Source organism: Jiangella aurantiaca (genome assembly GCF_004349105.1).
GTDB lineage: Bacteria > Actinomycetota > Actinomycetes > Jiangellales > Jiangellaceae > Jiangella > Jiangella aurantiaca.
In genome coordinates this window covers 33,479-46,413 of sequence record NZ_SMLB01000006.1, presented here as the reverse complement: position 1 = coordinate 46,413, position 12,935 = coordinate 33,479, and the positions used below count along the sequence as shown (strand labels likewise).

Sequence of the window (12,935 nt, the reverse complement as noted above, 5' to 3'; positions counted from 1 at the left end):
GAAATGCGGCCGGCGGGTCCCAGAGGACGTGTCAGTAGCCGGTTACGACGACATCACGCTGGCTGGCGAGCTGCTCCCGGGCCTGACAACTGTCCACGTGCCTCACCGCGAGCTGGGCCGCACCGCCGTACGCCAGGCACTGCATCGGCACGAGGACGGGGTCAGCCAGCACGTCACCCTCGGCAGGCACATCGTCGTCCGTGACTCTGTCGGCGCGGCCAGCCCACTTCTGGGGACTGAGCCGTCGCCGGCCGGGTCTACACCGACCCGCGGTTCGACCTCATCCATTACCAAGCCGACTCCGGCGGACCTCGGCACCTCTGAACAGCATGTGCCGTACCTCGACGCCCTGGCGGTCCACTCCCCCGACGGCGGCCGGCTCGCCCTCGCCGTCGTCAACGACACCTCACCGACACCCTGCCGGTACTGATCGAGCTCTGTCCGCTGGCGACCGGCCGGGCACCGCTCGCGCGGGTCAGCACCTTGGCGCATCCGCACATCGCCGCCTGCGCCCCTGCCCACCCGGCGCCGTTCCCCTTTCCGAACGCCAAAGAGCCGTCGAGGACGGCCGCCTCCGACTCGCACACCCACTGTTCTCCCTGACCTGTGTGAGGCTGCCATGATCCGCTGCTATTACGGGCGAGCTGCTGTCCGCCAGCGGCTTCGAGGACCCGTTCGTGCCGCTGCACCGCGGATAGAAGGTCGGACCGTGTCGATGATGGCGGGATGCGGACGAGTGGACATGGTGACCCCAAGCAAGGCCTGCGAAATCTCCGTAATCGCTGATACGCAACACCTATCGATCCAAGTCAAGGGTGGTTCCGAGGGTGAGGCCAGGTGGGCAAGTTCCCCCTCGTACTCACCAGAGCCCCACGCTCCAAGGCGGAATGTGGTCCGCTCGGACGAGCCGGTCCTCTGGCTGGTAGGTCAACCGCAGGTTCAGAGGCGATAGATCTCCGCCTTGGCGGTCGAATCCGCGGCAGTGATCGCGGTGTGGATGTGCCCATGCTCGTCGACAGCCTGCCGATCGGCGTCGGCTGGCTCGTCGAGGCTGGCAAGCAGCTCGGCCATGACATCAGCACGGTCGTTGACGGCAGCACGAGCGCGACACGGAGACGTTCCTGAGCCGGGCTGGTCCCTAGTCGGTCAGGCACTGCGCCGGACCGTCAGGCTGTGCGGGACCACGATCTGACGCGGTTCGCGTGAGCCGTCGGCGATGCGGTCGAAGAGCAGCTCGAGCGCGGTGCGGGCGATGGCGACCTTGTCGGGGGTGATCGTGGTCAGGGTGGGCGTGCTGTAGCGGCCCTCGTCGATGTCGTCGATGCCGATGACCGCGACGTCCTCGGGCACCCGGAGTCCGCGCTCGCGCAGCGTGTGGATCGCGCCGAGAGCGACCAGGTCGGAGTAGCAGAAGACGGCGTCGGGCCGGGTCCCACGGTCGAGCAGGGCCGCCATGGCCAGCGCGCCGTCGCGGCGGTGGTACTTGCTGGTGGGGACGACGAGACCCGGGTCGTAAGACATGCCGGCGGCATCGAGCGCCTGCCGGTACCCCCGTGTGCGTTGCGGCGCTGTGCCGCCGCCCTCGCGCTCCTGGTGTCCGATGGCGGCGATGCGCCGGCCGCCGCGCTCGATGAGGTACCGCGTGGCGTCGGCCGCGGCGGCAACGTTGTCGATGGCGACGTGGTCGACGCCGCCCCCGGAGATACGCTCACCCAGCAGCACCAGCGGTGTGGAGTCGCGGCGGTTCTCATACTCCACGCGCTCGATGCCGAGCGGGCTGAAGAGGATGCCGTCGACCATGCCCGGGTTCATGCCGCTCAGCACGAACCGCTCCGCCTCGAGGCGGCCCTCGGTCTGGTCGATGAGGACGGTGTAGTCGCGTTCGCGGGCGGCCTGGACGACGTGGCCGATCAGCTCCGCGAAGTAGGGCACGCCGATCTCGGGCACGGCGACGGCGATGAGGCCGGCGCGGCGGACCCGCAGGTTGCGAGCGGACAGGTTGGGGCGATACCCGAGCTGGTCGATGGCCCAGTGCACCCGTTCGCGGGTGGCCGCGCTGACTCGCCGGTTTCCGGACAGCACGTTCGACACCGTCGTGGGCGACACCCGCGCCAGCGCCGCCACGTCGCGGATGCCGACGGCGGGACGCTGCGTCGAGGGATCAAGCACAGAGACATCCTCCCAGAGCATCCCGGCGACCGGAACACCTCAGTTTAACGTTGCACGCATCCTACCACCTACCTGCAGCTACATGGCCCTGGACTGCATAGATAGTCCTATCGTCAGAACGTACAACGTCAAACTCATCTCTTGCGCTCACCCCGCCGGCATGGCTACTGTGCCGCCCATGCCGACCCGAGCCGCAACGAAGCGTTCGACGTTCGCCGCCGCGCTCCTCGCCATCTGCGCGCTGCTCACTACGACCGTGCCCGCCGTCGCCCGCACGGCGGCCGATGCCGTCCCGGCGCGCGTCGCCGCGCCCACCACCGCACCCGCCATGGACGTCCGCGGCCGCGTCGTCGACGCCGAGACCGGCGCCTCCGTCGAGGGCGCCAGCGTCCACGCCTCGGGCACCGACGTGTTCGCCACCACGTCGGCCAACGGCACCTTCGTCCTGACCGGCGTGCCCGAGAGCAGCGCCCTCGTGGTCGCGGCCAAGGAGGGCTACGCCTTCGCCTCGACGACAGTGGGGCGCTCGGTCACCCTCGAGCTGGCCCGCGACACCGAGCCGGCCCGGGCGGAGTACCCGCGCCCCGACGCCGACCGCCGCCCGTTCACCGGCGACCTCTGGCAGTCGCTGAACGGCACTTGGTCGTTCGGCTTCGACCCCGACGACGTCGGTGAGAGCCAGGGCTGGTTCGACCCGGCCCACGAGTTCGACAAGGCGATCCGGGTGCCGTTCGGCTACCAGTCGCTGGCCGCCTGGGGCGAGGAGGAACTGGCCACCTCGGAGGTCTTCCGCAGCGCCTTCTCCCGTTACCGCGGCACCGTCTGGTACCAGCGCTCGTTCACCGTGCCCGAGGACTTCGCCGGCCAGAACGTCCGCCTGCGCATCGGCGCGGCAGACTGGGGCGCGGCGGTGTGGCTCGACGGCCAACCGGTACTGCCCTACTCGGGTGACGGCTACACCGAGATCAGCGCCGACCTGGGCGCACTTGAGCCGGGCAGCACGCACACGCTGACCATCCGCGTCGTCGCGCCACCGACCACTCCCGACTCCCCCTACCCGCAGGGCAAGCAGACCGGCGAGCCCGACGGCGAGAACACCGGCTGGTTCAGCGACATCGGCGGTATCTGGCAGTCGGTGTGGATCGAGCCCTACGAGGACGTCCGGCTCACGCAGACGCAGGTGACCCCCGAGATGACCTGGGAGGGCGACAGCCGCACGCCCACCACCGCGGCCGCGCGCATCGACGTCGAGGCCACCGGCGGAACGTCCGCCACCGTCACCGTCACGGACCCTGACGGGAACCCGGTCGGTACCGTCGACGTCCCGCTCACGGACGGCACGGGCACGGCCCGCCTGCCGATCGAGGACCCGCACCTGTGGGAGCCCGATGACCCCGCGCTCTACACCGCGGACTTCCGGCTGGGTGACGCCGACGGCATCCGCACCTCGTTCGGGATGCGCACCATCGACCGGCAGTGGGCGCCCGGACGCGACGGGCAGTACCAGTACATCCATCTCAACAACCGGCCGATCTACGTTCGAGGCGTCCTCGACCAGGGCTACAACCCCTGGGGCATCTACACCTACACCGGCGTCACCGCCGGGCCGGATCTGCATACGGGCACCGAGGAGGACCCCGGCCGCGGCTCGATGCTGCTCGACCTCCGGAACGCCAAGGACCTCGGGTTCAACGTCGTGCGGCACCACCTCAAGGTGAACGAGCCGGCGTACTACCACTGGGCGGACAAGCTCGGTCTGATGATCTGGTACGACCTGCCCAACGCCGGCTGGCACTCCCTGGGGCACCCCCAGGCGGAGCCGCTGTTCGAGGGACTGCTGCGCAACGCGCTGCAGCGTGACCACAACCACCCGTCGATCGTCATCTGGAACGTCTTCAACGAGTCGTGGGGCATCAACGAGCGGCCGTTCCAGGACCCGATCCCCGAGCAGGCGTTCCCGTACGTGCGCCGGATGGTCCAGCTCACCCGCGACCTCGACGCGTCGCGGCTCGTCGTCGACAACTCCGCCTGCTGCAACAACGGCCACCTGGGCGACACCGACCTCAACGACTTCCACTACTACCTGGACACCTACGCCGACTGGAAGGCGCTCCTCGACCGGTTCGCGCCGCAGGTTGCACCCGGCTCGACATGGAACTTCAACAGCGGCGCCCAGTCCGGGCAGCCGTGGCTCAACTCCGAGTTCTCCATCCGGTGGGGCCAGTTCCCGCACGTCGTCAGCCTGTTCCGCGCCTATCCCAAGCTCAACGGGTACGTCGGCGTGCAGCTCGCGGAGACCGAGCAGGAGATCCACAGCCCGTTCCGGTTCGACCGGCAGCCCAACTCGCCCGAGTTCGTCGACCACCTCGGCCGGGCCCGGACAATCGAGATGCTCCAGGGCGACGACGCCGTCTCGCTCATGGGGCGCGGCGCGCGCACGGTCGAACGTGGCGACACCATCAGCGTGCCGGTCAAGATCAGCCACTTCAGCGACGAGGACCTCTCAGGCGCCGAGCTGCGCTGGCAGGTCGGCGGCTACGACGACGCGGGCCGCTGGGTCGCCGACGCGGGCGGCGGCTCCCGGCCGGTCGAGCCGACGCGCTACACCTCGATCGAGGCCGGCACCGTCTCCGTCACCGCACCCGAAGGGCTGCGCAACGGCTACGTGTGGGTCTGGCTCGAGGCCGGCGGCGAGACCGTCGCCGAGAACTATCTCACCTTCGACACCCCGGGCCCCGACGGTGAGCCCGGCTTCTCCCCCGGCGACGTCGTGGCGCAGGAGTGGACCGGCGGCGCGCTGGCCCTGACCACCGGCGGCGCCGACTGGGTCACCGGATATGGCCTCGGGTACTTCGAGTACGAAGTCGAGGTGCCGGAGGATGTCCGCACCGGCGCGGTGCGTGAAGCGACGCTGGTCGCCGAGGTCGCGGCCGCCCAGGCCCCGGGCGTCTACGACCCCAACCACGTGACCAGCGCGCGCCGCTACCCCACCGCGCTCACCGTGTCGGTGGACGGCAGGGCGCTGCCGGCCATCACGCTGCCCGACGACCCCAACGGACCGACGGCGCTGGCCGGCCGGTCCCGGGGCTCGGTGCCGGGTGACTTCGGCAACCGTTCCGGCTACCGCGTCGCCATCCCGGTCGACGCCCGGCAGTTGCGCGGCGCCGAGACTGTCACGCTACGCTTCGCCTCCGACGGCGGCGGGCTGTCGCTGTTCGGGGCGCGCTCGGGCAAGCACGGCATCCCGCCAGCGCTGCTGGCTGGCCGGATCCTCGTCCCGGACGAGCGGCCCGAGCCGGACGCCGTCGACGACCGCCTCTCCGTGTACCAGGCGCCGGCGGCGATCTCGCCGGCCACCGGCACCGGCACGGTCGTCGTCTCGGTCGTCAACGACACCCACGCGACGGCGCGCAACGTCGCCGTCGCGCTGGCGGCGCCGGACGGCTGGACGGCGACCCGCGCCGAGCCGACCCGCATCGCCGCCCTCGAGCCGGGCGAGGCACGGCACGTCGCGTTCGACGTACGCTCAGCCGCGCCCGTCACCACCGGGCAGACCGCCGTCTTCACCGCCACCGCGAGCTGGGCCGGGCACGCCATCCAAGCCATCGCGAACTCGACGGTCGGCTTCGACCCCGAGGCCTACCCCGAGGTCGGCGTCGACGACACCTTCGACACCGACGCCAGCGCCGAGTACACGGTGATCCGGCCGTCCGCGACCGAGGCGGCACCCCAGCTGAGCTTCGGCGGCGGCCGGCTCCAGGCCACGGGGCCCGGCGCCTACCACGGGCTCGTCGCGCACGAGTCCGGTCCGCAGAGCGACCGGGCAGTCGTCATCGTCGAGCACGGCCGGTTCGCGAACAACGGCAAGGTCCCGGACTCCCAGTTCGTCGGCCTGGTGAAGGACGAACGCAACTATGTCGTGGCCTGGACCGGGATCCGAGGCCAACACGGCATCGACTTCCGGATCGACGGGCAGCTCACCAACGCCTGCTGCGGCTCGGCGCCACTCGATCCCGGCGACCGCTGGGCGTTCGTGCTCGACGGCAACGCGATCGGCATCTGGGTCGACCGCGGGCTGGGCTGGGCGCAGATCATGACCGCCTCGGCCCAGAACCGGATCGATTTCACCCAGCCGGGTGCGCTCGACGGCTGGCACTACGCCACCGGCCTGCGCGCCAACGCCGGCATCCAGGAGGTCACCCGCCTCGAGGGCCGCAGCCATCCCGGCTGACCGCGAGCCCCATCCCCGAGTTCGACGACGAGATCAGGAGTGATGCACGTGTCTACTGGCAAGCTTCGGCCCAGGCGCTGGCTGACCCACGCCGCCACGGCTGCGGCGGCGAGCCTGCTGCTCGCCGCGTGCGGCGGCGGCTCGGACAACGCCGAAGGCGATGGCTCGATCACACTGCGCGTCGGTTGGTACGGCGGCGACCCTCTGCACGCCGCACTCGAGGAGGCGCTCGACCAGTACCAGCAGGACAATCCCGACGTCACCGTCGAGGTGAGCCGTGCGGCCTTCGCCGACTACTTCGACCGGCTGGCCACCGAGACCGCCGGCCGGTCCGGCCCCGACGTCACCCGCATGTCCATGAGCTACTTCGCCGACTACGCCGGCCGCAGCGCCCTGCAGCCGCTGGACGACCTGGTGGGCGACACCATCGTCGTCGACGGCCTCGACGAGGACGTCCAAGAGAGCGGCGTCCTGAACGACGAGTACTTCGGCGTGCCACAGAGCGTCATCTCGCACGCCCTGCTGATCGACCCCGAACTGCTCGCGACGCTCGGCGCCGAGCCGCCGTCGCCGGAGTGGACGTGGGACCAGTACGCCGAGTGGGCCAAGGCCATCGGCCAGGCCAACCCCGGCTTCTACGGCTCCTCCGACATGGGCGGGCAGCTGCAGGCCTTCGAGGTGTGGGTCCGCCAGCACGGCTCGGAGCTGTTCACCGAGGACGGCACCGGGCTCGCGTTCGACCGGTCCGTGCTCGAGGACTGGTGGACGTACTGGCAGTCGATGCGCGACGAGGGTGGTGCGCCGCCGGCCGACATCACCGCCGACTCCGACACCTTCGAGACGTCCGTGCTCACCCAGGGCCTCGCGCCGTCGACCTACGTCTTCGTCCAGCAGATCATGTTCTTCCAGGCCCTCAACGAGCACCCGCTCGAGCTGCAGCCCATGCCGACGACCGAGGGCGGCGACCCCGGCCAGTTCCTCAAGGCACTGGACTTCTGGTCGATCTCCTCGACGTCGGAGCACCCCGAAGAGGCGGCCGAGCTCATCGACTACCTGGTCAACGACCCCCAGGCGATCCAGACCATCGGGCTGAACCTCGGCGTGCCGCCGTCGCAGGAGGCCCGCGACCAGCTCGACACCGACCCAGCCACGCCTGAGGGCAAGGCCATCGCCTACGTCGAGTCGCTCGGCGACGACCGAGTCGGACCGCCGCCGGGGCCCTGGCCGCGCGGCTACGGCGAGCTGCTGGCGCTGTTCACCAAGCTGGGCGAGGACATCGCCTTCGGCTCCACCGACATCGGCGCCGCATCCGAGCAGTTCTTCTCCGAAGCCGACCGCGTGCTCGAAGGATTCTGATGTCGGCACTGGGTGAGCTCGCCCGGTTGCGCCGCCAGCCTGCTCCGCACGGTCCCGCGACCGCGCGGAGCAAGGCGGACGAGCGGGCGTCCTGGGTCTTCCTCGCACCCTGGATCACCGGCCTGCTGGTCATCACGATCGTCCCGATGGCCGCGTCGCTGTGGCTGTCCTTCACCGAGTACAACCTCCTGCAAGCGCCCAGCTGGATCGGCCTGGACAACTACCAGCGGCTGTTCCAGGACCCGCGGATGCACAACGCGCTGTGGGTCACCTCCCGCTACGTCGCCATCTCCGTCCCGCTGCAACTGCTGCTGTCGCTCGGGCTGGCGGTGCTGCTCAACCAGGGCATGCGCGGCCTCGCGCTGTACCGATCGGCGTACTACCTGCCCTCGCTGCTCGGCGGCTCGGTCGCGATCGCGGTGCTCTGGCGGCAGATGTTCGGCCACGACGGCCTGGTCAACCAGGTGCTCGGATTCGGGAGCATCGAGGGCCGGAGCTGGATCTCCGACCCGTCGACGGCCCTCGGCACGATCATGACGCTGAACGTCTGGACGTTCGGCGCGCCGATGATCATCTTTCTCGCCGGCCTCCGGCAGATCCCGAACATGTACTACGAGGCCGCCTCCGTCGACGGCGCCTCGCGGTTCCGCCAGTTCCGCTCCGTCACGCTGCCGCTGCTCACGCCGATCATCTTCTTCAACCTGGTGCTGCAGGTCATCGGCGCCTTCCAGGCCTTCACCGACGCCTTCGTCATCTCCGGCGGCGACGGCGGGCCATCGGACTCCACGATGTTCTACTCGCTCTACCTGTACCTGCAGGGCTTCCGGAACTTCGACATGGGCTACGCCGCCGCGATGGCCTGGCTGCTGCTCGCCCTCGTGGCCGCGTTCACCGCGATCAACTTCGCCGTCTCCAAGTACTGGGTCTTCTACGATGACTGAGCGCCACCGCCGCCGCGTCGCCGTCCGCGCCGGCAAACACGTCCTGCTCACCGCCGTTGCGCTGGTGATGCTCTACCCGCTGCTGTGGATGGTCGTGAGCTCGCTGCGGCCGGACGAGCAGATCTTCACCCAGGCCGGGCTGCTGCTCACCGACGTCGACTTGAGCAACTACGAGGACGGCTGGGACGCGCTGGGCCAGCCGTTCAGCCGGTACGTGCTGAACTCGCTGCTCGTAGCCGTGGGCTGCATCGTCGGCAACCTGGTGTCATGCTCGATGGCGGCCTACGCGTTCGCGCGGCTGGAGTTCCGGCGCCGGCGGCTGTTCTTCGCCATCATGCTGATGACGATCATGCTGCCGATCCACGTGATCATCGTGCCGCAGTACATCGTGTTCAGCCAGCTCGAGCTGACGAACACGTTCGTCCCGCTGGTGCTGCCGAAGCTGCTGGCAACCGACGCGTTCTTCGTCTTCCTCATGGTGCAGTTCATCCGCGGCCTCCCCCGGGAGCTGGACGAGGCCGCGCGCATCGACGGGGCCGGGCACGCCAGGATCTATCTGCGCATCATCCTGCCGCTGATGACGCCAGCCCTGGCGACCACCGCGATCTTCACGTTCATCTGGACGTGGAACGACTTCTTCAGCCAGCTCATCTACCTGACCGACCCGAGCGTCTACACCGTCCCGGTGGCGCTGCGATCGTTCGTCGACTCCGCGTCGAGCTCCTCGTGGGGCGCAATGTTCGCGATGTCGGTGGTGTCGCTGCTCCCGGTCTTCGTGGTGTTCCTGTTCGGCCAGCGCTATCTCGTCCGCGGCATCGCCACGACCGGCATCAAATGACCTGTCCCAGGAAGGACCCATGATCTCCGCCGGCGCGCAAGACGGGACCCATCCCCGTCCTCAGCTCCTCCGCCCGGACCACCAGGCCCTGGATCGCGAGTGCGGCTTCGCCTACGACGACCACGACGAGGGGCTCGACGAGCACTGGCACGACCGCGCGGAGGTGTTCACGCGACGGATCCGGCTGCCGTTCGCACCGGAGTCCCCCGCCTCGGGCATCGGCGACACCGGCTACCACCCCGTCGTCTGGTACCGCATCGAGGTGACGGCGGACGACCTGGCCGCTTCCGGCCTCGGGCGGCAGGGTGACACGCTGCTGCTGCACTTCGGTGCCGTGGACCACACGGCGGACGTATGGTTCGACGGCGTGCACGTCGGCCGGCACGAGGGCGGCCAGACCCCGTTCACAGTGCCGGTCACGCATGCCGTCGACGCCGGGAGCGCGACGCACGTCGTGGTCATCCGCGCCGAGGACGACCCGCACGACCTCACCGTCCCGCGCGGGAAGCAGGACTGGCTCCCGGAGCCGCACGCCATCTGGTACCACCGCACCACCGGCATCTGGCGCACGGTCTGGCTCGAGGCCGTGCCGCGGCTGCACGTCACAGACCTCGCGTGGAGCACCGACCTCACCGTAGGCACCGTCCGGCTGGAGCTCGAGCTGAACCGCCGGCCGGCCCGTCCCGTCGAGGTGGACGTCGAGCTGACCCACGACGGCGAACCGGTCGCCCGTCACCGCCTGACCGTCGAAGCCGACCGGGCCGACGCCGTCATCACCGTCCCGGCGCTGGCCAACGGCCAGGGACAGCGCCGGCTGCTCTGGTCGCCGGACCACCCGGCGCTGGTCGACGCCGTCGTGACCGTCACCGACTCCGGCACGGCCGTCGACACCGTGACGTCCTACCTGGGCCTGCGCAGCGTCGGACTGGCGCACGGCCGGTTCCTGCTCAACGACCGGCCCGTCGTCATGCGCTCGGTGCTCGAGCAGGGCTACTGGCCGACGTCGCACTTCACGGCACCTGACCTCGATGCGCTGCGTGCGGAGGTGGAGCTGATCCGCTCACTGGGCTTCAACGCCGCCCGCATCCACCAGAAGGTCGAGGACCCCCGGTTCCTGTACTGGTGCGACCGGCTCGGATTGATGATCTGGGGCGAGACCGCGGCCGCCTACGCGTTCAACGCGACGGCGGTGCGCCGGCTCACGCACGAGTGGGCCGACCTCGTGCGCCGCGACCGCTCGCACCCGTGCGTGGTGACCTGGGTACCGCTCAACGAGTCGTGGGGCATCCACCAGGTCGCGCACGACCCCGCCCAGCAGGCCTTCGCCAGCGGGCTGGCCCGGCTGACGCGCGCACTGGACCCGACCCGGCCGGTGCTCTCCAACGACGGCTGGGAGCACACCGACTCCGACCTGTGGACCTTCCACGACTACGAGGCCTCGGGCGACGTGCTGCGCGAGCGCTACAGCGACCCGGCACGGCTGCGTGAGATGCTCGGCGGCATCGGGCCGACGGGGCACCGTATGCTGCTGGCCGGGGCGGCCGACGGCGAGCCGCGCCCTGTCATGGTCACCGAGTTCGGCGGCATCTCCTTCGCCACCGGCGCCACCGTGGACGGCGCGTGGGGCTACTCCGGCGCCGAGGACGAGGACGACTTCCGCCGCCGGTTCGAGGCGGTGGTGAGCGCGGTGCGCGAATCCCCCCACCTCTCCGGCTTCTGCTACACCCAGCTGACCGACACCCGGCAGGAGATCAACGGCATCTGCGACGAGAACCGCAAGCCGAAGATCCCGGCCGAGGACGTCGCCGCGATCGTCCGCGGAGAGCGGCCGTGACCGCCGCGCGACGCCCGCACGTCCTGCTGATCATGACCGACCAGCACCGCGCCGGGTTCACCGCCGGATCGGGGTTCGAGCTGGACACCATGCCGTACACCGACGGCCTGGCCGGCGACGGCCTGCGCTTCCCCGGCGCGTACACCAGCTCGCCGGCCTGTGTTCCGGCGCGGACCAGCCTGCTGACCGGCCGGTTCCCGTCGAGCCACAAGGTGACGCAGAACAGCAACGCCGAGCACGCGTACTACGACCACGACCTGCTCGACGTGCTGCGCTCGGCGGGCTACCGGCTCAGCTTCTCCGGCAAGCCGCACATGCACCGCGGCCCCGACGACTTCGACTTCTGGGCGGGGCCCTACTACCACACCGCCGGGCCGGCCGAGACGGACGAGCAGCGGGCCTTCGACGCCTGGCTCGACGAGCTCGACCACGGCGTCGCCATGGCGCCGACGCCGTTCCCGCTGGAGTGCCAGCTGCCGCACCGCATCGTCGACCGGGCCCTCGACGCGCTGGACTCCGCCGGGGACGAGCCGCAGTTCCTGTGGGTGTCGATGCCCGAGCCGCACAACCCGTACCAGGTGCCGGAGCCGTACTTCAGCATGTTCGCCGAGGAGGACGTGCCGCCCCGCGCGCACGGCGCCGAGGCGGCCCGCGCGAAGGGCGGCCACTGGCTCTGGCTGCAGCGGCTGATCGAGGAGAAGCGCCCGGACTACGACGAGCACTGGCGGCGCTACCGGGCGAACTACTGCGGCATGCTCCGGCTGATCGACGACCAGATCCGGCGGCTCGTCGACCATGCCCGGTCCGCGCTCCACGGTCCCCTGCTGGTGGTGCTGCTCAGCGACCACGGCGACTACGTCGGCGAGTACGGGCTGCAGCGTAAGGGCGCCGGCCTGCCCGAGGTCCTCATGCGCATCCCCATGATCTTCCACGGTGACGGCGTGCGGTCCGGCCAGGTCCGCGACGAGCTCGTCTCGCTCGTCGACGTGCTGCCCACCGTTTGCGAGATCGTCGGCGTCCCCATCCCTGACGGCGTGCAGGGACGCAGCCTGGAGCCGCTGCTGCGCGGCGAGCCGGCGCCGTCGGACGTGTTCTCGTCGATCTACGCCGAGCGTGGGTACGGCGGCCTGACCTACGGGCCGGACGAACGGCCGCCTCTGCACTTCCCCTACAAGGGACGGACCTTCGACGAGCTGAACACGGTTACCCAGAGCGGCGCCTCACGCATGGTGCGCCGCGGCGACCACAAGCTCGTCGTCCACAGCACCGGCGAGGGCGAGCTCTACGACCTGCGCGCCGACCCCACCGAGGTCGTCGACCTATTCGACGATCCGCGGCACGCACGGCTCCGGGAGAAACTCACCTGGCTGATGCTGCAGTGGACGCTGCGGCTGCAGGACACCCACCCGCGTGGTGCCTACGATCCGAAGGTCCCCGAGCACCACTGGAACCCCCTCCCCGGCGCGGCCACTGACCAGCGGCAGCGCGACGGTTGAGGTATCGACGTCAGTCATGCGGAAAGTCCGGGTCAGGCGCACAACGTGAGGACCGCGCGCGGGGGGAATA

Annotated in this window: 9 protein-coding genes; 7 read left to right on the top strand and 2 right to left on the bottom strand. The window is 70.2% G+C overall.

From position 1 onward, the window contains the following. Nucleotides 1-28: 28 nt before the first annotated feature. The gene (locus E1262_RS06360) at nt 29-430 is read left to right on the top strand and encodes a substrate-binding domain-containing protein (RefSeq protein WP_203453624.1); all 402 of its coding nucleotides are present in this window, start codon (nt 29-31) and stop codon (nt 428-430) included. Between the two features lie 509 nt (nt 431-939). On the opposite strand, the gene E1262_RS31640 is transcribed toward E1262_RS06360, so the two are convergent. Together E1262_RS31640 and E1262_RS06355 are read right to left on the bottom strand one after the other, a co-directional pair. Next, on the bottom strand, nt 940-1,071 hold the full coding sequence (locus E1262_RS31640; RefSeq protein ID WP_275261630.1) for a hypothetical protein: 132 nt from the start codon (nt 1,069-1,071) through the stop codon (nt 940-942). A 75-nt stretch (nt 1,072-1,146) separates the two neighbouring features. Then, nucleotides 1,147-2,169, bottom strand: a complete 1,023-nt coding sequence (locus E1262_RS06355; RefSeq protein ID WP_203453623.1) for a LacI family DNA-binding transcriptional regulator — start codon at nt 2,167-2,169, stop codon at nt 1,147-1,149. Nucleotides 2,170-2,347: 178 nt separating this feature from the next. On the opposite strand from E1262_RS06355, the gene E1262_RS06350 reads away from it, so the two are divergent. Genes E1262_RS06350 through E1262_RS06325 form a run of 6 tightly spaced genes read left to right on the top strand, consistent with a single transcriptional unit; the run spans nt 2,348 to nt 12,865 of the window. Next, a complete protein-coding gene (locus E1262_RS06350) occupies nt 2,348-6,400 on the top strand; it encodes a glycoside hydrolase family 2 TIM barrel-domain containing protein (RefSeq protein ID WP_162605796.1) in 4,053 nt (1,350 codons plus the stop codon). 48 nt (nt 6,401-6,448) lie between these two features. Beyond that, nucleotides 6,449-7,756, top strand: a complete 1,308-nt coding sequence (locus E1262_RS06345; protein WP_162605795.1) for an ABC transporter substrate-binding protein — start codon at nt 6,449-6,451, stop codon at nt 7,754-7,756. Further along, complete coding sequence (locus E1262_RS06340) at nt 7,756-8,697, top strand: carbohydrate ABC transporter permease (protein WP_132102297.1); 942 nt, start codon at nt 7,756-7,758, stop codon at nt 8,695-8,697. The genes E1262_RS06345 and E1262_RS06340 overlap by 1 nt, the downstream gene beginning before the upstream one ends. Continuing rightward, a complete protein-coding gene (locus E1262_RS06335; protein ID WP_132102296.1) occupies nt 8,690-9,535 on the top strand; it encodes a carbohydrate ABC transporter permease in 846 nt (281 codons plus the stop codon). The genes E1262_RS06340 and E1262_RS06335 overlap by 8 nt, the downstream gene beginning before the upstream one ends. 19 nt (nt 9,536-9,554) lie before the next feature. Next, a complete protein-coding gene (locus E1262_RS06330; RefSeq protein ID WP_203453622.1) occupies nt 9,555-11,369 on the top strand; it encodes a glycoside hydrolase family 2 protein in 1,815 nt (604 codons plus the stop codon). Then, nucleotides 11,366-12,865, top strand: a complete 1,500-nt coding sequence (locus E1262_RS06325) for a sulfatase-like hydrolase/transferase (protein WP_203453621.1) — start codon at nt 11,366-11,368, stop codon at nt 12,863-12,865. Before E1262_RS06330 ends, E1262_RS06325 begins: the two co-directional genes overlap by 4 nt. The last annotated feature ends 70 nt before the right edge of the window (nt 12,866-12,935 follow it).